This is a genomic window from Streptomyces sp. NPDC104106 (assembly GCF_055584345.1).
Genome location: NZ_JBVJMF010000010.1, coordinates 281,073 through 300,335 on the forward strand (window position 1 = coordinate 281,073; position 19,263 = coordinate 300,335).

The following is a 19,263-nucleotide window of genomic DNA, read 5'->3' on the forward strand; positions in this document are numbered from 1 at the left end:
CCGCGCCGCCGCGCGGGACCCCACCCTACACAACGACCACCACCCCCCCGCGGCGGGCGTCGGCCGAGACGCCGCGGGGGGGGGGCCCCCCCCGCCCCCCCCGGGGGGCCCGGCCGCCCCCCGCCCCTCGGGCGGCGGCCGGTGCGGTCAGCTCACCCGGCCGCCCGGCTCTTGGTGTCCTTGGCGACCGGGGCCAGCTGGTCGACCAGGCCCGGGTGCGCGCGCAGCCAGGCGCGGACGGCGTCCTGCTCCTTGCCCTTGCCTGCCCCCTGGATCTGCGACTCCAGGCTCGTGAGCTGCTTCTCGGTCATGGAGAAGTTCTTCAGCCACCTGCCCACCTGGGGGTTGTCCTGGGCGAATCCCTTGCGGGTCAGGGTGTGCACGCCGTCGCCCTTGCCCCAGGCGCCCTGCGGGTCCTTCAGCTTCTTCAGGTCGTAGTCGCTGTAGGCCCAGTGCGGGGACCACAGGGTGACGACGACCGGCTGCTTCTTGGCGTAGGCGCGCTTCAGCTCGGCCAGCATGGCCGGGGTGGAGCCGTCGATCACCTGATAGGTGCCGTCGAGGCCGTACGCCCTGAGGACCTTGCTCTTGAGCAGGCCCATCTCGCCCGCGCTGGGCTCGATGCCGACGATCTTCCCGCCGAACTCGGAGGCGTGCGCCTTGAGGTCGGCCAGCGAGTTCACGTCCTTCACGTACGAGGGCACGGTCAGCTCAAGGGAGGTGGGGCCGAACCAGGAGCCGAGGTCGTCGAGCTGCTTGCCGTACTTCTTCCAGTACTCGGCGTGCGTGGTGGGCAGCCAGGAGTCGGTCTCGACGTCGAGCTGGCCGGTGGCGAGGCCGGTGTAGAGGGGGCCGGCGGCGTACTGGGTGGCGGTGACCTTGAAGCCGCGTTCCTCCAGCATCTCCTTCCAGAGGAAGGTGGAGGCGACGCCCTCGTCCCAGGGGATGTAGCCGATCTTGATCTGCTTGCCCTTGCCGACGTCGGTGCCCGAGGCCTCCGCGGAGCCGGCGGAGGAGCCGAAGATCCCGAGGCCGCCCGCGACGAGGGCGAGCACGACCACCCCGGCGACCGCGACGACCGGCCGCGGGCGGTACGACCACGCGCGCGTGGGGGCCTTGGCGAGTACCCGGCGGCCCTGGGGGGAGAGCTGGGTGCCGAGGGCGCCGGTGATCCGGTCCAGGTAGATGGCGAGGACGACGATGCCGACGCCCGCCTCGAAGCCGTAGCCGATGTCGAGCTGGCCGATGGCCTCGTTCACGGCGCCGCCGAGGCCCCCGGTGCCGACCATGCCGGCGATGACGACCATGGACAGGCCCAGCATGATCACCTGGTTGACGCCGGCCATGATGGTCGGCAGGGCGAGCGGCAGCTGGACGCGGAAGAGGATGTCGCGCGGGGTGGTGCCGAACGCCTCGGCGGCCTCGACCAGGTCGGCGTCGACCTGGCGGATGCCCAGCTCGGTCATGCGGACGCCGGGCGCGAGCGCGAAGATCAGCGTGGCGACGACACCGGCGGCGGTGCCGAGGCCGAAGAAGAGCATGGCCGGGATCAGCAGGACCATCGAGGGCATGGTCTGCAGCAGGTCCAGGACGGGCCGTACGGCGGCGCCCACCGCCTTGGAGCGGGCGGCCCAGATGCCCAGCGGGACGGAGATCACCAGCGCGAGCACGGTCGCCACGAGGACCAGGGCGAGCGTGGACATGGCCTGGTCCCACAGCTGGAGCGAGTCGACCAGCGCGAAACCGGCGAGGGCGAGGACGCCGGCGGCGAGGCCTCGCAGCCACCAGGCGAGGACGGCGAGGATGCCGGCCGTCAGCAGCGGCTGGGGGGCGCCGAGGACGGCGTCGATGCCGTTGTACATGCCCTCCATGACGGCCTTGACGGCGTCGAAGAGCCAGGAGAGGTGGTCGACCAGCCAGTTGACGCCGGAGTCGACCCAGTCGCCGAGGTGGATCCTAGGCACGGCCGGCCACCTTCCCGTCCGGGTTGTCGCAGGGCACGGGATGGTCCGTCTCCTCACCGAGGAAGCCGATCAGCCGCTGCCTGGGCACGACACCGATCACCCGGTTCGACTCGTCCACGACGCTGACGCGGTGGGACAGCCGGGCGCTGATCGCGCACAGCCGTGTGAAGGACGTCCCGCGGGTGGCGGTCTCGCAGCCGCACAGCGGGGCGTCGGCGGTGACGGAGGTGTCCATGAGGGCGCCCGCCGTCAGCACGCGGGAGCGGTCGACGTCCTGGATGAAGGAGGCGACGTAGTCGTTCGCGGGCCGCAGCAGGATGTCCTCGGCGGTGCCGGTCTGCACGATCCGGCCGTCGCGCATCACCGCGATGCGGTCGCCCAGACGCATGGCCTCGTTGAGGTCGTGGGTGATGAAGACGATCGTCTTCTTCAGGGTCTTCTGGAGTTCGAGCAGCTGGTCCTGCATGTCGCGGCGGATCAGCGGGTCCAGGGCGCTGAAGGACTCGTCCATCAGCAGCAGGTCCGCGTCGGTGGCGAGGGCGCGGGCGAGGCCGACGCGCTGCTGCATGCCGCCGGACAGCTCGTCGGGCCAGGACTTCTCCCAGCCGGCCAGGCCGCACAGGGCGAGCGCCTCGTCGGCGCGGCGCTCGCGCTCGGCGCGGGGCACGCCCTGCACGTCCAGGCCGTAGGCGGCGTTGTCACGCACGCTGCGGTGCGGGAAGAGCGCGAAGTGCTGGAAGACCATGCTGATCTTGCGGGAGCGGACCTCGCGCAGTGCGCGGTCGGTGAGTGCGGTCAGGTCCTGGCCGTCGAACCGCACGCTGCCCGCGGTCGGCTCCAGCAGCCCGTTGAGCATGCGCAGCAGGGTGGACTTCCCGGAGCCCGACAGGCCCATGACGACGAAGATCTCGCCCTCGCCGACGCTGAAGGAGGCGTCGATCACAGCGGCGGTGGTGCCGTCGGCCCGTAGTTCCTCCCGGTCGGCGCCCTGTCGCAGGCGCTCCACCGCCTCGTCCGGTCGTCTGCCGAACACCTTGAACAGGTGCTCCGCCTCAAGCCTGGCTGACACGCGTGCCTCTCGGATCGGGGGACAGGGCAGAAGCCGCGCCTCCCCGGTATGAAGATGGTCAAACTTTTAAGTGTTCCACCTCACATGTCCCGTGGGTCACCGGCGTCGCGGCTCGGCCGCGCTGTCAGTGGGGTGCGGCATGATGCGAGCGTGACCGGACGACTCATGCTGCTCGACACCGCATCGCTGTACTTCCGCGCCTACTTCGGCGTCCCGGACTCCGTGAAGGCCCCCGACGGCACGCCGGTGAACGCCGTGCGCGGGCTGCTGGACTTCATCGACCGGCTGGTCAAGGACCACCGGCCGGAGCACCTGGTGGCGTGCATGGACGCCGACTGGCGCCCGCAGTGGCGGGTGGACCTCATCCCCACCTACAAGGCGCACCGGGTCGCCGAGGAGCGCGCGGCCGGGCCGGACGAGGAGGAGGTGCCGGACACCCTGGCCCCGCAGGTGCCGGTCATCGAGGAGGTGCTGGACGCGATCGGGATCGCGCGGGTCGGCGTCGCGGAGTACGAGGCGGACGACGTGATCGGCACGTTCACCGCGCACGCCGAGGGCCCGGTGGACATCGTCACCGGTGACCGCGATCTGTACCAGCTGGTGGACGACGCGCGCGGGATCCGAGTGCTGTACCCGCTGAAGGGCGTCGGCACGCTCCAGCTGACCGACGAGGCGGTGCTGCGCGAGAAGTACGGTGTCGACGGGCGGGGGTACGCGGACCTGGCGCTGCTGCGCGGCGACCCGAGCGACGGCCTGCCGGGCGTGGCCGGGATCGGCGAGAAGACGGCCGCCAAGCTGCTCGCCGAGTTCGGCGACCTGGACGGGATCATGGCCGCGCTGGACGACCCGGCGGCGAGGCTCACGCCGTCGCAGCGCAAGCGGCTCGACGAGGCCCGGCCGTACGTCGCGGTCGCCCCGACGGTGGTGCGGGTGGCCGCCGACGTGCCGCTGCCGGCCGTCGACACGGCGCTGCCGCACGCCCCGCGCGACCCGGCGGCGCTGGAGCGGCTGGCCGTCCGCTGGGGGCTCGGCGGCTCCCTGCAGCGGCTGCTGACGACGCTGGCCGCATGACCTTGACCGGAAATTCCCGGCAAAGGGCGGCCCGTGCGGTCAATCATGAATCACGTGACCCGTGGGTGAGGTGCTAACTTAGGTAAACCTAACCCCTTTGCAGGAGGTCCGTGATGGCAGAGCGCCCGGGACGCAAGCCGCGCAAGACCCGTACCGCCCAGGTGGTCCGCACCGAGCGGCTCACCCCGCACATGCAGCGCGTGGTGCTCGGCGGTGAAGGCCTCGCCGACTTCGCCGCGGACACCTGCACCGACCACTACGTGAAGCTGCTTTTCGGCCCCGCGGGCGTGAGCTATCCGGAGCCGTTCGACCTGGAGCGCATCCGCGAGGAGTTCCCCCGCGAGCAGTGGCCGGTGACCCGGACGTACACCGTGCGCGCCTGGGACCCCGGACTGCGCGAGATGACACTGGACTTCGTCATCCACGGCGACGAGGGCCTGGCCGGTCCCTGGGCCACCCGGGTGCGGCCCGGCGAGACCGTGCGCTTCATGGGTCCCGGCGGTGCCTACGCCCCCGATCCGACGGCCGACTGGCATCTGCTCGCCGGTGACGAGAGCGCGCTGCCGGCGATCGCCCGGGCGCTGGAGTCGCTGCCCGACGGCGCCCGCGCGCACGCCTTCGTGGAGGTGGCCGGCCCGCGGGAGGAGCAGAAGATCGACTCCGCTGCCGCCGTCGTCTGGCTGCACCGCGGGGACCGCCCGGTCGGCGAGGCCCTGCTGGAGGCCGTACGGGGGCTGGACTTCCCCACGGGCCGGCTGCAGGCGTTCGTGCACGGCGAGGCGGGTTTCGTGAAGGAGCTGCGCCGGCTGCTGCGGGTGGAGAAGCAGGTCCCGCGCGAGGACCTGTCGATCTCCGGATACTGGCGCCTGGGCCACGACGAGGACGGCTGGCAGGCCTCCAAGCGGGAGTGGAACGCCCGTGTCGAGGCCGAGCAGGAGAACGGCGCGGCGGCGGCCTGAGTCAGTCCCCGGGCCGAGCCTCGTTGAGCTTGCCGAAGGGGATGTGCACGCTGGGTGTGGTCCGGGACGTGCTGTCCAGGTGGGTCACCTGGTCGTCGAAGAAGACGTGCGGCCGGAGCACCTTCAGCACCGCGCCCTTCTCGATGCCGCCGGGGAAGAAGGCGTCGTTGACCCGCACACCCCACTGCTTCAGGCTCCGTACGGCCCGCTCGTGCGCCGGTGCGTTGCGCGCGGTCACGAGCGAGACGTGCACCCGGCTCGGGTAGTCCGGGTCGCTCCGGCGCCGCTCCTCCTCCCGGCGCTGTATCCGGTTCACCCCGGCGAGGAAGTCGCGCAGCGGGCCGGGGTCGTGCGGGGTCGCCGCGTTGCGGGCCTCGTGCGCGCGGAACTCCTCCAGGCCGCCGGACTGGTACACCTGCTCGGCGGCGTCGCCCGCGAGCACCCCGTCGAAGTCGAAGGCGATGCGCAGTTCCGGGTCGGCGGGGTCGTCCGCGTACGACGAGCCGAGCACATGCCCGGCCGGCAGCCCGGCGGCGACCGCCTCGCGCACGTCGGCGCCGTTCGCGGACAGGAACAGGGACATGTTCAAGGCGGTGACGAACGCGTACGGCGCCCTGCCCTGCATGAACACCGCCCGGCTGATGGGCAGTTGGTGGGCCTGGATCGAGCGCATGACCCTGAGCCCGGTGTCGGGGTCGTTGCGGGAGAGGATGATGACCTCGACGAGCGGGTCGCCCGGCTCGCCGAGGTCGTTCAGCGACAGCAGCCTGCGCAGGAAGGCGAACGCGACCCCCGGCCGGAGCGTGTCGTCGACGTGCGCCTCCTGGTAGGCCCGGTAGGCCTCCTCGCCCTGCTCGCGGAAGACGGCGTCCGACTCCCGCAGGTCGAACAGGGCGCTGGAGGCGACACCGACGACGAGTCGGCCGGCGAGATCGTAGGGCGGCATGCCCCCCATCTTCACACCGGCCGGCGCGCTACGGCCGTCACACCGACCGCTGGTAGGAGCGGAAGGTGCGGATCGACAGCCACACCGCCGCGACCGCGAGCGCGAGCAGCGCCCCGCCCCGGCCGAGCACGGCACCCCAGTCGGGGTGTTCGGACATCGATGAACGGCCCGCGACCATCGCCCAGTTGACGGGGTTGAAGTCGGCGATGTGCCGCATCCAGCCCGGCATCTGCGACGGCGCCATGAAGGCGCTGGAGAGGAAGGTCAGCGGCAGCAGCAGGAAGGTGTTGATGCCGATGATGGACTCCCGTTCACGCACGATCATGCCCAGCGCGTTGGACAGCGCCCCGAAGACCGTGCCGAGCAGGACGGAGGCCAGCACGAGGATCGCGACACCGCCCGCGCCACCGGGGTAGTCCGCACCGCCGGCGAGCCCCAGCAGCACGATGACCACCGACTGGAACGCGGTGACCAGACCGTTGTTGACGACGTTTCCGTTCATCAGCGCGGCCCGGCTGACCGGGGTGGTCAGGAAGCGGTCGAGGGTGCCGCGCTGGATCTCCTCCAGCGTGGTCATCCCGGCCCACATGTTGGAGCTGAGCGCGCTCATCACCACCACGCCCGGCACCAGGTAGCCCAGGTACGAGGTGGTCCCGAAGCCGCCCAGCTGGACGATCTTCTTGAAGAGGCTGCCGAACAGGAACAGCCAGATCACCGGCTGGATCAGGGTGATCACCGCGAAGGCGGGCTGCCGGGTGAAGACCCGCAGCTGACGCTGGGTCATGTACCAGGTCTGGGTGACGGCGGCGCTCATCGCACACCTCCCGCGAGTCCCGCGAGCGCCGTGTCGGCCTCGGCTTCGGCGTAGCGGCGGCCGGCGTGCCGGAGGTAGACGTCGTCCAGCGAGGGCCGGGCGACGGTGGCTGCCGCGACGGTGACCCCGGCCCGGTCCAGCGCGGCGAGCAGGGCGGGTACCGAAGCCGCTCCGTCGTCGGCGCGCACACTGATCCGGCGCTCCTCGTACAGCGCCTCGTGGATGCCGGGCAGTGCGGCGAGGGCGGAGGTGAGCAGCGTGCGGCCGGCCTCTGCGACCGGCTCGCGCAGCTCCATGTGGACGGCGTCGCCGCGCAGTTCGCCCTTGAGGGCGTCGGGGGTGCCCTCGACCACGATCCGGCCGCGGTCCACGATCGCGACGCGCTCGGCGAGCCGGTCGGCCTCCTCCAGATAGTGGGTGGTGAGCAGGATCGTCAGCCCCTCCTCGCCGGCCAGGCGGCCGATCTCCTCCCACATGGCGGTGCGTGCCTCGGGGTCCAGCCCGGTGGTCGGCTCGTCGAGGAAGAGCACCTCGGGCCGGTGCACCAGCCCGAGGGCCACGTCCAGCCGGCGGCGCATGCCGCCCGAGTAGCCCTTGACCGGGCGGCGGGCGGCGTCGGCGAGGGCGAACCGCTCCAGCAGTTCCTCCACCCGGCGGTCGAGCGCGCCGCCGCGCAGGCCGTGGAGCCTGCCCTGGAGTTGGAGGTTCTCCCGGCCCGTGGCGACCGGGTCGGCGCCGGAGTGCTGGGCGACCACGCCGATCGCGCGGCGCACCCGGTCGGGATGACGCAGCACGTCGTGCCCGGCGACCGTGGCGGTGCCGGAGTCGGGCCGGGCCAGGGTGGTGAGGATCTTGACGGTGGTGGACTTGCCGGCGCCGTTGGGGCCGAGGAGTCCGAATACGGTGCCCGGTGCCACGGTGATGTCCATGCCGCGCAGGGCGGTGACGTCACCGGGATAGGTCTTGATCAGTTGGCGCGCCGCGACCGCGGGCGCACGGGTGTCCATGGCGACTGCTCTCCTCTGTGAGCGCGAATGCGAAAGATCCGCGTGCAGAGCGCCGGGCTATCCTGGGTGTGCCGCACCTCGATGGCCCGGAAGCCGCCGCACGGCGGGTCCGTCTCGGGGTTCGAGACCCCGGCGGAGCTGCTGCAACAGCCCTGCCGGGGTCGTTCTTCGAAGCTGGATTCAGGTGAACTCGGCGGGTGCCTCCCCCGTTTCATGGAAGTGGCGCCACGCTTCGACGCCGGGCAGTGAGCCCTTCCTGATCTCGTCCAGGAAGCCGCGGACCCACTCCGCCTGCGCCAGGATCATGTGCAACTGGTACTCGGTCTCGACGAGGAAGAGCCTCGGCAGCGTCTCGTACAGCTTCTCCAGCCCGCCCCGCACGCTCGCGGCCTGGACCTCCAGGGCCCGGAGCCGCTCCTGGAGCAGCCGCACGGCCTCGTCGGGGTGCAGCGCGCCCAGGAGGGACAGGGCGGTCTCGAAGATCGGGTACTCCTTCGCCGGGACGGCGACGAGGTCCGACAACCACTCGGTCATCTCCTGACGGCCGGCCGCGGTGAGCCCGTACACGGTGCGCTCGGGGCGATTGCCCTGCCGCTCCACGTCGGTCACCTCGACGAAGCCGTGCTTCTCCAGGTTCTGCACCACGGTGTAGAGCGAGCCGTAGTTGATCTTCGTGCTGGTGTCCTTCCCCTGGCGGCGCAGGGTCTGGGCGATCTCGTACGGATGCATCGGCTGCTGCCAGAGGGTCACCAGGACGGCGAGCGCCAGCGGATTGCCGAGCCTGCGACGCTTCCCGGCCATGACGACCCCCCTCCTTCCCGAATATCCGCAACCGAACATATCGCGAATGCCTCGCGTCGGTCAACACACACGATGTATCGCGTTCTTCCTCAACCGCCCCGCACGACCGGGTGCGTACTCAGTCGCCCCGCACGCGCGCGTGCAGGTGCATGTCGTGCCAGCCGTCGCGGTGCAGGAGCGCACTGCGCCGGGTGCCCTCCGCGGCGAAGCCGGCCTTCGTCGCCACGCGGCAGGAGGCCTCGTTGGCCGTGGCGTGCGTGAGCTCCAGGCGGTGCAGGCCGATCTCCTCGAAGGCCCACCGGGTCAGGGCGGTGGTGGCCCGGGCCGCGACGCCCCGGCCGCGCGCCGCCGCCACCGTCCAGTAGGCGACCTCCGCCACACCGTCGCCGAGGAGGATCTCCCGCAGCGCGACCCGGCCGAGCAGTACGTCGCTGTCCGCGTCGACGACGGCCCACTGCGCCTCCCGCTCCTCCTCCCATCCCGCGTGCCACTGGGCGATCCAGCCGGCCGCCTCCTCCTCGGAGTCGCACGACTTGATGTGCCACTGGTGCATCACCGGGTCCTGGAAGGCGGCGTGCACGGCGGGGGCGTCCCGCGGCTGCCAGGGACGCAGGCGCAGGCCGTCACCTGCGGGGAGGGCGGGCTGGGGGATGCGGGCGAGGGTTCCGGCGGCTACGACCGGTTGCGTGAGGTACGGCATGATCGGCATCCTGCCGACCCGGCGCCCGTCGGCCCACCCCTTTTCCCCGCGGCCCGCGCGGTGCGCCACCTCGTACCCTTGACCCCGATGAGACGCCGTACCCCGCTCCCGCCCGCCCCGCTCCCCCAGCGCGACGGAATCGATCCCGTACGGGTCCGGCTGCCGTACGGCGGGGCATGGGCCACCGTGCGCGAGCACCTGGTCCAGCGGCTGACCGGCGCCGGGCCCGGGACCGTCGAGGGCATGTTCGCGGCGGGACTGATCGTCGGCGCCGACGGCCGGGCGGTGGCACCGGACGCGCCGTACGAGCCCGGCATGTTCGTGTGGTTCCACCGGGAGCCGCCCGCCGAGGTGCCGGTGCCGTTCCCGGTGGAGGTGGTGTACCGGGACGCGCACATCGTCGTCGCCGACAAGCCGCACTTCCTCGCCACGACCCCGCGCGGCACGCATGTCACCGAGACCGCGCTGGCGCGGCTGCGCCGCGAGCTGGGCCTCCCCGCCCTGACCGCCGCGCACCGCCTGGACCGGCTGACGGCGGGACTGGTGCTGTTCACCGTGCGGCCCGAGGAGCGCGGCGCCTATCAGAACCTGTTCCGGGACCGCCGGGTGCGCAAGGAGTACGAGGCGGTCGCACCGTACGACCCGGCACTGGAGCTGCCCCGGACCGTGCGCAGCCGGATCGTGAAGGAGCGCGGGGTGCAGGCCGCCCGCGAGGCCGAGGGCGAGCCGAACGCCGAGACGTACGTGGAACTGGCAGAGCGCCGGGGCGCCCTGGGCCGCTACCGGCTGGTCCCGGCCACCGGCCAGACCCATCAGCTGCGCGTCCACCTGAACGCCCTCGGCGTCCCCATCCTCCACGACCCGCTGTATCCCGAGGTCACCGCCCCGGTGCCGCCGGACGAGTTCCGGCGGCCCCTGCAACTGCTCGCCCGCCGACTGGAGTTCACGGACCCGGTGACGGGCGTGGAGCACAGGTTCGTGAGCGGGCGGTCACTTCACACCTGGAGCGCCGGAAACACCCCGTGAGGGGCGGGGCCCTGTCCGACCCGCGGCCGCCGCCGCACGGGCGCGAACAGCCACGGCGCGCCCGCAGACGCTGGACAGACGATTCCCGGCACCCTCTGAAGGGTCACTCCCCGCGCCACCACCGAAGCACCCGCCGCCACACACCCCGCGGCCGAACCGACTCAGGCGCCGCAGGCACACGCACAGGCGCGGATACAGACACGGGCTCGCCCTTCGAAGCCGGCGCCGGCTCCCTACGCGGCCTGACCGGCGGAGCCAGGTGCAGTCCGACGTCCTGCTGCGGCTTGGGCTCGAAGCGCACGGGCAGGGACACCAGGTGCCGGGACGCGATGGACGAGCGCCAGCTCAGGTCCTCCTCCGGGCAGTCGAGCTGGACGTCGGGCAGCCGCATCAGCAGCGCGTCCACGCCGACGTCGGCGACGGCGCGGCCGATGTCCTGGCCGGGGCACTCGTGCGGGCCGCCGCCGAAGGCGAGGTGGGAGCGGTTGCCCAGCATGCTCGCGGACAGGTCGGGGCGGATGCGCGGGTCGAGGTTGCCCGGCGCGGGCGCGAAGAGCAGCCCGTCGCCCTTGCGGATGCGCTGCCCGCCCAGCTCGGTGTCCTGCTTGGCGAAGTAGGCGAAGACGGTGCTGAACGGCGGCTCGTCCCACAGGGACTGCTCGATCGCCTCCGGCACGGTCATCTGACCGCCGCTGAGCTGGGCGCGGAAGCCCGGCTCGGTCAGGACCATGCGCAGCGCGTTGGCGAGGAGGTTCGCGGTGGTCTCGTAGGCCGCGAAGAGGACGAGCCGCAGGTGTTCGCGGACCTCGTCGTCGGTGAGGCGGGCCGGGTGGGTGACGAGGTGACTGGTGAAGTCGTCCTCGGGCCGGGCCCGGCGCCGGATGGTGAGCCGGCTCAGCGCCTCCATGACGTAGGTGTGGCTCTGGATCGCGGTCTCGGTGCCCTTCAGGGCGTCCCGCGCGGCCTGCACCATCCGGTCGTTGTACTCCTCGGACATGCCGAGGATCTCGCACATGACGGCCATCGGCAGATGCTCGGCGAACTGGGAGACCAGGTCGGCCCGGCCCCGTTCGCAGAACCTGTTGACCAGCTGCTGGGTGTAGCGGCCGATGTGCCGGCGCAGGCTGCGGTGCTCGATGGTGTCGATGGCCTCGGTGACGGCCGTGCGCAGCCGCTGGTGCTCGTCGCCCTCGGCGTGGGAGCAGATCGGCTGCCAGGCGATGTGCGGCATGAGCGGGTGGTCGGGCTTGACGGTGCCCTCCACGAGCGGGGTCCAGATCCGGCTGTCGCGGGTGAACACCGAGGAGCTGCGGACCATGTGGAGGTTCTCGGCGTGTCCGAGGACCACCCACATCGGCACGTCGTCGTGGAGCAGCGCGGGCGCCACGGGGCCGTGCTCCTCCCGCAGGCGCTCGTAGAGGTCGCCCAGGTCCTCCGCGTCGGGGCCGTAGAGCCGCTGCAGCGCGCCGGGGCCGCGGCCGTGCGCGGGACAGCCGGGCGGGGGGCCGAGGGTGGGATCGGTGCCGGTCAGGGACGGGGATTCAGACGTCACGGTGTCGCTCCGGAACGAAAGGGTGTGGGGGTCGGGGGTGGGATTGAGTCGGAGGTCAGGCAGGGGCGCCGGTCAGGGCCATGGAGTGCAGGAAGCGCATCAGGGTCATGAGCACGTCCTTGCTGGAGGCCCGGCGCCGTACGTCGCACTCGAGGATCGGGATCTCCGGGGCCAGGTCGAGCGCGGTGCGCAGCTCCTCGGTCGCGTAACGCGGCGCGTCCGGGAAGGAGTTGACAGCGACGACGAACGGCACCCCGCGCTCCTCCAGCCGGTCCATGACGTCGAAGCTGACCTCCAGACGCCGCGTGTCGACCAGGACGACCGCGCCCAGCGCGCCTTCGAACAGGCCGTTCCACAGGAACCAGAAGCGCTCCTGGCCGGGGGTGCCGAACAGGTAGAGCACCAGTTCCTCGGTGATGCCGATGCGGCCGAAGTCCATGGCCACGGTGGTGGCCGTCTTCGACTCGGAGCCGTAGTTGTCGTCCACGCCGATACCGGCCTGGGTCATGGTCTCCTCGGTGGTCAGCGGCCTGATCTCGCTGACGGAGCCGACCATGGTGGTCTTGCCGACACCGAAACCGCCCACGATGACGATCTTCACCGCCGCCTGGGTCGTGTGCGGCAGGTGATCCTCGGTGCGTGGGCCGGGGATCGTGTCAGAGCCGTTGAAGTCCATGCATCACCGCTTCGAGGAGTGAACGGTCGGGGAGCGCCTGACGGACGATCGGGGCGCGCACCTGCACCAGTTCGGCCGTGATCAGCTCGGTGATCAGTACGGTCATCGCGCTGAACGGCAGACTCAGATAGGCCGACAGCTCGGCCACGGACAAGGGGGCGGCACACAGCCGCAACACCGCCGCGTGCTCCGGTGAGGCGCCTGGCTGGGGTGCGGAGCGCGCCACGATTAACGTCACGAGGTCGAGTTCGGCACGCGCGCCGTCCTCGGCTTCGGCGAAGGCGTACAGCCGTTCCGGGTTCCTGGGCTCGGCCTGGCCGTCCGCCGCCTGGGGCGTGGGCGGCTTCGGCAGCGGGGGTGGCGGTTGCGGCTGTCGCCGCTTGCGTCGTGGAGGAGTCATACGGTCTGCCCGTTGCGCCGGGGCGGACTGGTGAGATGGGCACCGATCCGGACGACGAGGTCGCGCATCATGCCGCTCATCCGGCCGGGCTCGCAGGTCACGTCGGCGAGTACGGCGAGGTAGGCGTTGTCGCCGGCGTTCATGAGGTAGAAGTAGCCGCCCTCGATCTCGATGACGAGGACCTGCATCTCACCGGCGCCGGGCAGCTCCTGGATGATGGCACCGGCCAGGCTCTGCATGCCCGCGCAGGCGGCGGCCACGCGGTCGGCGGCGTCGGGGTCGCCGCCGTAGCGGGCGATGCGCAGTCCGTCGGCGGAGAGGACCACGATCATCTCGATGCCCGGCACGCCGTCGTTGAGCTGCTTGAGCATCCAGTCGATGTTGCCTCGCTGCTGGATCACTGGAGGTCTCCCTCGTCGTCGGCCGCGGCGCCCTCGGCCGAGCCGTCCGAATAGTCGTTGAGCAGGTGCAGGTACTTTTCCGGGTGGCGCGTGAAGTCGGTCAGCTCGGGCCCGGTGGCGCCCTCGGGCATGCCCTTGCGCAGGCCGTTCCAGAAGTCCTCGATCCCCTGGCCGATCGGCCGCTCCCTGAGCTTCCTGATCTCCGGATCCAGCTCGGGCTCGGGTTCCGCCCTGACCTGCGACCAGATGGTGGGCCTGCCCTCGCGCTCGGCGCGCTCGATCTCGGCCTGTTCGGCGTAGCGCTGGCTGAGCGGGGTCTTCACCTTGCTGCGGCGCTGCGGCAGTCCGCCCGCCGTCCACTCGGTGACGATGGGGACGTCGTCCTCCATGGAGATCCCGGCGGGGATCTTGGGGCTGGTGGGGCGGCGCTTCTTGGGCCTGCGCTTCGGGCCCTCCACCGCGCCGAGTTCGGGCTTGGGGATGCCGGTGGCACCGATGCCGTGGGCGGCGCCCACACCGGGCTCGGTGGTCGTCATGACCCGCGGCACGATGAGGATCGCGCGGACGCCGCCGTAGGCGGAGGCGCGCAGCGACACCTCCATGTCGAACATCTTGCACAGGCGGCCGACGACGGCGAGGCCGAGGCGCGGGTTCTCGCCGAGGTTGTGCGCGTCGTCGCCGTTCTTGGCGTCCTCGATCATCTGCTCGATGCGGATCCGGCCCTCCTCACTGAGGCTGACCCCCGCGTCCTCGATCTCGATGACCACGCCGGTCTGCACCTCGGTGGCGGTGACGTGCACCTTGGTGGCGGGCGGCGAGTAGCGGGTGGCGTTGTCGAGGAGTTCGGCGGCGGCGTGGATGACCGGCTCGACGGCGGTGCCCTTGATGTTGATGTTGACGATGGAGTTCAGCTGGATACGGCGGTACTCCAGGATGCGCGACATGGCGCCGCGCAGGGTGCTGTAGAGGGAGACCGGCAGCGGCCACTGGCGGCCCGGCCGGCCGCCGCCGAGGACGGAGATGGTGTCGGCGAGCCGGCCGATCAGCGAGGTGCCGTGGTCGATGCGCAGCAGGTCGTCGAAGACCTCGGGGCTGCGCCCGTGGTCCTCCTCCATCTCCCGGAGTTCCTTGGCCTGCTGGTGGACGATGGCCTGGACGCGGCGGGCGATGGTCACGAAGGAGCGCTCGGTCGCGTCACGCATCGAGATCTCGTGGTCGGCGCCGCGCAGCGCGACCCGGAACATCTCGCGGTACATGTCGGGCAGCGCCCGCAGCTCGGGGTCGGCGTCGTAGACCTTGGTCATGACGCCGCGCAGCGGTTCACCAGCGCGCAGGTGCAGCAGACCGGTGGGGATGACGTCCGTGGCGAACTTCTCGATCAGCTCGTCCTGCGCGGCGATCCGGTGTTCCAGATACGCGGAGTGACGGGCGTGCTCGGCCTGTTCCTCGCGGAGCCTGCGGCCGCGCCGGGCCGCCTCCGCACCGGTGGCGAGGACCAGGAGCAGGGCCAGGGCCCCCACCGCACCGGTGACGAGCCGGGCGGACTCCGGCGCCAGGGCGACGGCCGCCCCGGTCGCGGCGGCCATCAATATGGCCGGCGGCAACAGCACGCGCGCGTACGGACGTTCACGGCGACCGGGCGGCTTCTGAACACTCACCATGGATGCCTTCTGAGACGAATCGGCTGGGTGTCGGGGGTGCTTGTGGGGGGAAGGTACAGGGAACTGTCGGGATCTATCGCATGTTTGGGAACAAGCGCACGAATTGCCTCAACTCGGTGCGCCGCGGGCGAGCTTAGTCCGACCGGATCATCGCCGTGTCATATTCGGCAAGCACCTGAAATCGCCCCAGCGACAGGAGTACGCTCATCCTCATTTACACATACCGCGTCGATTCGAACACGTGCGGTAACGGAATCTGGGCGCGCGAAAGCAACTCACCGTAACGAGTGAAGGGGCCGCGGAACGCGACCCCTTCACACACCGAGCAAGCCCGGCTAGCCCACCGACGAGTAGGCCACCACTCCACGCAGCAACTGGTCCACCGCCTTGCGCGCGGCCTTCGCCACGGTCGAACCCTCCACGGGCGCCGCCGCAGAGATCTGCCCCAGGACGTCGATCACCTGCTTGCACCACCGCACGAAGTCACCGGCGGGCATCTCCGCCTCGCGCAGCACCTCGTCGAGGCCCTTGCCGGAGGCCCACATGTACGCCGCCCAGGCGAAGCCGAGATCCGGCTCGCGCTGGCCGACGCCCTCCGTCTGGTTGATCCGGAACTCCTCCTCCAGACCGTCCAGCCGGCCCCAGATCCGGACCATCTCGCCCAGCGCGGCCTTCGCCTTGCCCGACGGCAGCTTCGGCGCCAGCGCGTCGTCGCCGACCCGGGCCTCGTAGACCAACGCCGAGACACACGCGGCGAGTTCGGCCGGGGCGAGGCCCTCCCACACGCCCGCGCGCAGGCACTCGCTCGCCAGCAGGTCGAGTTCGCCGTACAGCCGGGCGAGCCGCTTGCCGTGCTCGGTGACCTCGTCGCCGCGCAGGTAGTCCAACTCGGTCAGCAGGGCCACGATCCGGTCGAAGGTCCGCGCGATGGTGTTGGTGCGTCCCTCGATCCGGCGTTCGAGCTGCGAGGTGTCACGGAGCAGCCGGTGGTACCGCTCGGCCCAACGGGCGTGGTCCTCACGGTCGTTGCAGCCGTGGCAGGGATGCGCGCGGATCGCCGTGCGCAGCCGGGCGATCTCGCGGTCGTCGGCGGCCTGCGAGCGCTTCTTGCGGGCCCGCTCCGGCGGGATGTGCCCGGCCTTCGTACGCAGCGCGGAGGCGAGGTCCCGACGGGACTGCGGGGAGCGCGGGTTGAAGCTCTTGGGGATCCGCATGCGGTCCAGCGGCTCGACCGGTACCGGGAAGTCCATCGACGCCAGCCGCTTGACCTGCCGTTCGGCGGTGAGCACCAGCGGGCGCGGACCGTCGTGGTGGTCGTAGTCGCGGTGGCCGTTGGCCCGGCCGGCCGGCAGCCCCGGATCCAGCACGAGAGCGAGACCGGCGTACTTGCCCGTGGGGACGTGGATGACGTCGCCCGGCTTCAGCCTCTCCAGCGCGCTCGCGGCCTCCGCGCGCCGCTGGTTCGCCCCCTGCCGGGCCAGCTCGGTCTCCCGGTCCTTCAGCTCGCGGCGCAGCCGCGCGTACTCCTCGAAGTCGCCGAGGTGGCAGGTCATCGACTCCTTGTAGCCCGCGAGTCCCTCCTCGTTGCGCTGCACCTGGCGGGAGATGCCGACGACCGACTTGTCGGCCTGGAACTGCGCGAAGGAGGTCTCCAGCAGCTCGCGCGAGCGATGCCGGCCGAACTGCTCGACCAGGTTGACCGCCATGTTGTACGACGGCTTGAAGCTGGAGCGCAGCGGGTACGTGCGGGTGCCCGCCAGACCGGCCAGGTGCTCGGGGCTCATGCCGCGCTGCCACAGCACGACGGCGTGGCCCTCGACGTCGATGCCCCGGCGGCCCGCGCGGCCGGTCAGCTGGGTGTACTCGCCCGGGGTGATGTCGGCGTGCTGCTCGCCGTTCCACTTGACGAGCTTCTCCAGCACCACCGAGCGGGCGGGCATGTTGATACCGAGGGCGAGGGTCTCGGTCGCGAAGACGGCCTTGACCAGGCCGCGTACGAACAGCTCCTCCACGACCTCCTTGAAGGTCGGCAGCATGCCCGCGTGGTGCGCGGCGATGCCCCGCTCCAGGCCCTCCAGCCACTCGTAGTAGCCCAGGACGTGCAGGTCCTCGGTCGGGATGGAGGCCGTGCGCTCCTCGACCAGGGCGCGCACCTGCTCCCGCGCCTCCTCGTCGTTGAGCCTCAGGCCCGCGTACAGGCACTGCTGGACGGCGGCCTCGCAGGCGGCGCGGCTGAAGATGAAGGTGATGGCCGGGAGCAGGCCCTCGGAGTCGAGGCGCTCGATGACCTCGGGGCGGCCCGGCGTCCACACCCGCGAGCGCTGCCGGCGCTCGCGCTCCCGGTCGGCCTCGCGCATCGCCCGGCCCCGGCGGCGGTCCTGGTACGACGGTCTCGTGGCCTCCATCCGGGCCAGGCGGACGAGGTCGGGGTTGACGGCCTTCTTGTGGCCCTCGCCCTCCTCGAACAGGTCGTACATCCGGCGCCCGGCGAGCACGTGCTGGAACAGCGGCACCGGCCGGTGCTCGGAGACGATCACCTCGGTGTCGCCGCGGACGGTGTCCAGCCAGTCGCCGAACTCCTCGGCGTTGGAGACGGTCGCCGACAGTGACACCAGCGTCACCGACTCGGGCAGGTGGATGATCACCTCCTCCCAGACGGCGCCGCGGAAGCGGTCGGAGAGGTAGTGCACCTCGTCCATGACCACGTAGCCGAGGCCGAGCAGGGTCTGGGAGCCGGCGTAGAGCATGTTCCGCAGGACCTCGGTGGTCATCACGACCACCGGGGCGTCGGAGTTCACGCTGTTGTCGCCGGTGAGGAGGCCGACCTTGCCAGTGCCGTAGCGACGGCACAGGTCGGCGTACTTCTGGTTCGACAGCGCCTTGATGGGCGTCGTGTAGAAGCACTTCTTGCCCTGCCCCAGGGCGAGGTGGACGGCGAACTCGCCCACGATCGTCTTGCCCGAGCCGGTGGGGGCGGCCACCAGCACGCCCTTCCCCGCTTCGAGCGCCTCGCAGGCCTCGATCTGGAAGGGGTCGAGGCCGAAGTCGTACATCTCGCGGAAGGACGCGAGCGCGGTGGCCTGCTCGGCTGCCCGCCTGCGGGCTGCCGCGTACCGCTCGGCCGGTGAGAGGTCCTCTGTCATCGTGCTTTCGAGCGTACCGGGCCCCGCTGACAACCGGACGATCATTATCCCGATCGTGTGCTCCACGACACGACGCTGCCCCCGTCCACCAGGACGGGGGCAGCGTACGCGGCTCGGTGCGGGTGCGGGATCAGGTCACGTCGTCGTAGCCGTTGACCCGGTCCGGGCCCGGCGGCTCGGGGGCGCGGCTGGCGGTCACGGCCTCGACGTCGCCGATGTCCTCGGGCGTGAGGTCCAGCTCGGAGGCCTCGTCGTCGGAGAGTCCGTCGTCCGCGCGGCGGGCCCGGCGCCGGTCGTTGAACAGCGAGAAGGCCACGGCGATGAAGAACAGCAGCCAGATCGGCGCTGCCAGCGCCAGCATCGAGATCGGGTCGGCGCCGGGCGTCGCCACGGCCGCGAAGGCGGCGATGCCGACGACCATGCCGCGCCACCAGCCGGCCATGCGCTTGCCGGACAGGATGCCGGTGAGGTTGAGCATGACGAGCAGCAGCGGCATCTCGAAGGCGAGGCCGAAGACCACCACCATGCGCGTGACCAGGTCGAGCATGCTGTCCAGCGGCAGCAGGTTCTCCGCGCCCTTGGGCGTGAGATCGATCATCACCTTCGCCGTGGTGGGCAGCACGTGGTACGCCAGGTAGCCGCCGCCGATGAAGAGCGGGAAGCCGAAGCCGACGAACGCGTAGGCGTACTTCTTCTCGTGCCGGTGCAGGCCCGGCGCGACGAACGCCCACAGCTGGTAGAGCCACACCGGTGAGGCCACCACGACACCGGCGGTCAGCGAGGCCTTCAGCGCCAGCGTGAAGGGGGTCAGCAGGCCGCTGACCGTCAGGTGCGCACAGTGGACGTTCTTCGACTTCGCCAACTGCCCGAAGGACTGCGTGCAGCCGACCGAGCGCAGGAGCGGCTCGGTGATGAAGTTGATGATGTCCTGGTAGAAGAAGGCGGACACGATCGTGACGACGACGATCGCCAGGACACCCTTCGCGAGCCGGTTGCGCAGCTCACGCAAGTGATCCGCGAGCGGCATGCGCCCCTCGGGATCCCTCTCCTGCTTGCGGGCAGACTTCAGCAAC

Annotated in this window: 17 protein-coding genes; 3 read left to right on the forward strand and 14 right to left on the reverse strand. The window is 71.3% G+C overall.

Annotated elements, in window-relative coordinates:
• Nucleotides 1–152: 152 nt before the first annotated feature.
• Nucleotides 153–1,964 carry an ABC transporter permease/substrate binding protein gene (locus ACZ60X_RS24645; RefSeq protein WP_469602270.1) on the reverse strand — a complete coding sequence of 604 codons (1,812 nt, stop codon included), beginning with the start codon at nucleotides 1,962–1,964 and terminating at the stop codon, nucleotides 153–155.
• A complete protein-coding gene (locus ACZ60X_RS24650; protein WP_469602273.1) occupies nucleotides 1,957–3,033 on the reverse strand; it encodes a quaternary amine ABC transporter ATP-binding protein in 1,077 nt (358 codons plus the stop codon). The genes ACZ60X_RS24645 and ACZ60X_RS24650 overlap by 8 nt, the downstream gene beginning before the upstream one ends.
• 165 nt (nucleotides 3,034–3,198) lie before the next feature.
• Between ACZ60X_RS24650 and ACZ60X_RS24655 the strand changes: the two genes are divergently transcribed.
• Together ACZ60X_RS24655 and ACZ60X_RS24660 are read left to right on the forward strand one after the other, a co-directional pair.
• Nucleotides 3,199–4,104: a 5'-3' exonuclease gene (locus ACZ60X_RS24655; protein WP_469602397.1), complete on the forward strand. Its 906-nt coding sequence runs from the start codon at nucleotides 3,199–3,201 to the stop codon at nucleotides 4,102–4,104.
• 113 nt (nucleotides 4,105–4,217) lie between these two features.
• Nucleotides 4,218–5,063, forward strand: a complete 846-nt coding sequence (locus ACZ60X_RS24660) for a siderophore-interacting protein (protein WP_469602276.1) — start codon at nucleotides 4,218–4,220, stop codon at nucleotides 5,061–5,063.
• A gap of 1 nt (nucleotide 5,064) precedes the next feature.
• On the opposite strand, the gene ACZ60X_RS24665 is transcribed toward ACZ60X_RS24660, so the two are convergent.
• From ACZ60X_RS24665 to ACZ60X_RS24685, 5 genes are all read right to left on the reverse strand, one after another.
• Nucleotides 5,065–6,009, reverse strand: coding sequence for a 5'-nucleotidase (locus tag ACZ60X_RS24665; protein ID WP_469602278.1), 945 nt, complete (start codon nucleotides 6,007–6,009; stop codon nucleotides 5,065–5,067).
• Nucleotides 6,010–6,046: 37 nt separating this feature from the next.
• Entirely contained in the window at nucleotides 6,047–6,823 is a 777-nt protein-coding gene (locus tag ACZ60X_RS24670) for an ABC transporter permease (protein WP_469602281.1), read from the reverse strand.
• Nucleotides 6,820–7,830 carry an ATP-binding cassette domain-containing protein gene (locus ACZ60X_RS24675; RefSeq protein WP_469602285.1) on the reverse strand — a complete coding sequence of 337 codons (1,011 nt, stop codon included), beginning with the start codon at nucleotides 7,828–7,830 and terminating at the stop codon, nucleotides 6,820–6,822. The genes ACZ60X_RS24670 and ACZ60X_RS24675 overlap by 4 nt, the downstream gene beginning before the upstream one ends.
• A 180-nt stretch (nucleotides 7,831–8,010) precedes the next feature.
• Nucleotides 8,011–8,631: a PadR family transcriptional regulator gene (locus ACZ60X_RS24680; protein WP_469602288.1), complete on the reverse strand. Its 621-nt coding sequence runs from the start codon at nucleotides 8,629–8,631 to the stop codon at nucleotides 8,011–8,013.
• Nucleotides 8,632–8,749: 118 nt separating this feature from the next.
• The gene (locus ACZ60X_RS24685; RefSeq protein WP_469602291.1) at nucleotides 8,750–9,331 is read right to left on the reverse strand and encodes a GNAT family N-acetyltransferase; all 582 of its coding nucleotides are present in this window, start codon (nucleotides 9,329–9,331) and stop codon (nucleotides 8,750–8,752) included.
• Between the two features lie 87 nt (nucleotides 9,332–9,418).
• Between ACZ60X_RS24685 and ACZ60X_RS24690 the strand changes: the two genes are divergently transcribed.
• Nucleotides 9,419–10,357, forward strand: coding sequence for a pseudouridine synthase (locus ACZ60X_RS24690; protein WP_469602294.1), 939 nt, complete (start codon nucleotides 9,419–9,421; stop codon nucleotides 10,355–10,357).
• Nucleotides 10,358–10,460: 103 nt separating this feature from the next.
• On the opposite strand, the gene ACZ60X_RS24695 is transcribed toward ACZ60X_RS24690, so the two are convergent.
• The 7 genes from ACZ60X_RS24695 to tatC form a co-directional block, all read right to left on the reverse strand.
• Nucleotides 10,461–11,909, reverse strand: coding sequence for a cytochrome P450 (locus ACZ60X_RS24695; RefSeq protein ID WP_469602296.1), 1,449 nt, complete (start codon nucleotides 11,907–11,909; stop codon nucleotides 10,461–10,463).
• A gap of 55 nt (nucleotides 11,910–11,964) precedes the next feature.
• Nucleotides 11,965–12,585: a GTP-binding protein gene (locus ACZ60X_RS24700; protein ID WP_469602298.1), complete on the reverse strand. Its 621-nt coding sequence runs from the start codon at nucleotides 12,583–12,585 to the stop codon at nucleotides 11,965–11,967.
• Nucleotides 12,566–12,985 carry a DUF742 domain-containing protein gene (locus tag ACZ60X_RS24705; RefSeq protein WP_469602301.1) on the reverse strand — a complete coding sequence of 140 codons (420 nt, stop codon included), beginning with the start codon at nucleotides 12,983–12,985 and terminating at the stop codon, nucleotides 12,566–12,568. Before ACZ60X_RS24705 ends, ACZ60X_RS24700 begins: the two co-directional genes overlap by 20 nt.
• Nucleotides 12,982–13,386, reverse strand: coding sequence for a roadblock/LC7 domain-containing protein (locus ACZ60X_RS24710; RefSeq protein ID WP_469602304.1), 405 nt, complete (start codon nucleotides 13,384–13,386; stop codon nucleotides 12,982–12,984). Before ACZ60X_RS24710 ends, ACZ60X_RS24705 begins: the two co-directional genes overlap by 4 nt.
• Complete coding sequence (locus tag ACZ60X_RS24715) at nucleotides 13,383–15,047, reverse strand: sensor histidine kinase (protein WP_469602306.1); 1,665 nt, start codon at nucleotides 15,045–15,047, stop codon at nucleotides 13,383–13,385. The genes ACZ60X_RS24710 and ACZ60X_RS24715 overlap by 4 nt, the downstream gene beginning before the upstream one ends.
• 335 nt (nucleotides 15,048–15,382) lie before the next feature.
• Entirely contained in the window at nucleotides 15,383–18,235 is a 2,853-nt protein-coding gene (locus ACZ60X_RS24720) for a DEAD/DEAH box helicase (RefSeq protein ID WP_469602309.1), read from the reverse strand.
• Between the two features lie 85 nt (nucleotides 18,236–18,320).
• Nucleotides 18,321–19,262, reverse strand: coding sequence for a twin-arginine translocase subunit TatC (gene tatC, locus ACZ60X_RS24725; protein WP_469602312.1), 942 nt, complete (start codon nucleotides 19,260–19,262; stop codon nucleotides 18,321–18,323).
• Nucleotide 19,263 lies beyond the last annotated feature (1 nt).

What these genes read in the sequence shown, in the direction of transcription:
- ACZ60X_RS24655 (WP_469602397.1), top strand. Translation starts at nt 3,199, where the DNA reads ATGCTGCTCGACACCGCATCGCTGTACTTCCGCGCCTACTTCGGCGTC.
- ACZ60X_RS24660 (WP_469602276.1), top strand. Translation starts at nt 4,218, where the DNA reads ATGGCAGAGCGCCCGGGACGCAAGCCGCGCAAGACCCGTACCGCCCAG.
- ACZ60X_RS24665 (WP_469602278.1), bottom strand. Translation starts at nt 6,009, where the DNA reads ATGCCGCCCTACGATCTCGCCGGCCGACTCGTCGTCGGTGTCGCCTCC.
- ACZ60X_RS24670 (WP_469602281.1), bottom strand. Translation starts at nt 6,823, where the DNA reads ATGAGCGCCGCCGTCACCCAGACCTGGTACATGACCCAGCGTCAGCTG.
- ACZ60X_RS24675 (WP_469602285.1), bottom strand. Translation starts at nt 7,830, where the DNA reads ATGGACACCCGTGCGCCCGCGGTCGCGGCGCGCCAACTGATCAAGACC.
- ACZ60X_RS24680 (WP_469602288.1), bottom strand. Translation starts at nt 8,631, where the DNA reads ATGGCCGGGAAGCGTCGCAGGCTCGGCAATCCGCTGGCGCTCGCCGTC.
- ACZ60X_RS24685 (WP_469602291.1), bottom strand. Translation starts at nt 9,331, where the DNA reads ATGCCGTACCTCACGCAACCGGTCGTAGCCGCCGGAACCCTCGCCCGC.
- ACZ60X_RS24690 (WP_469602294.1), top strand. Translation starts at nt 9,419, where the DNA reads ATGAGACGCCGTACCCCGCTCCCGCCCGCCCCGCTCCCCCAGCGCGAC.
- ACZ60X_RS24700 (WP_469602298.1), bottom strand. Translation starts at nt 12,585, where the DNA reads ATGGACTTCAACGGCTCTGACACGATCCCCGGCCCACGCACCGAGGAT.
- ACZ60X_RS24705 (WP_469602301.1), bottom strand. Translation starts at nt 12,985, where the DNA reads ATGACTCCTCCACGACGCAAGCGGCGACAGCCGCAACCGCCACCCCCG.
- ACZ60X_RS24715 (WP_469602306.1), bottom strand. Translation starts at nt 15,047, where the DNA reads ATGGTGAGTGTTCAGAAGCCGCCCGGTCGCCGTGAACGTCCGTACGCG.
- ACZ60X_RS24720 (WP_469602309.1), bottom strand. Translation starts at nt 18,235, where the DNA reads ATGATCGTCCGGTTGTCAGCGGGGCCCGGTACGCTCGAAAGCACGATG.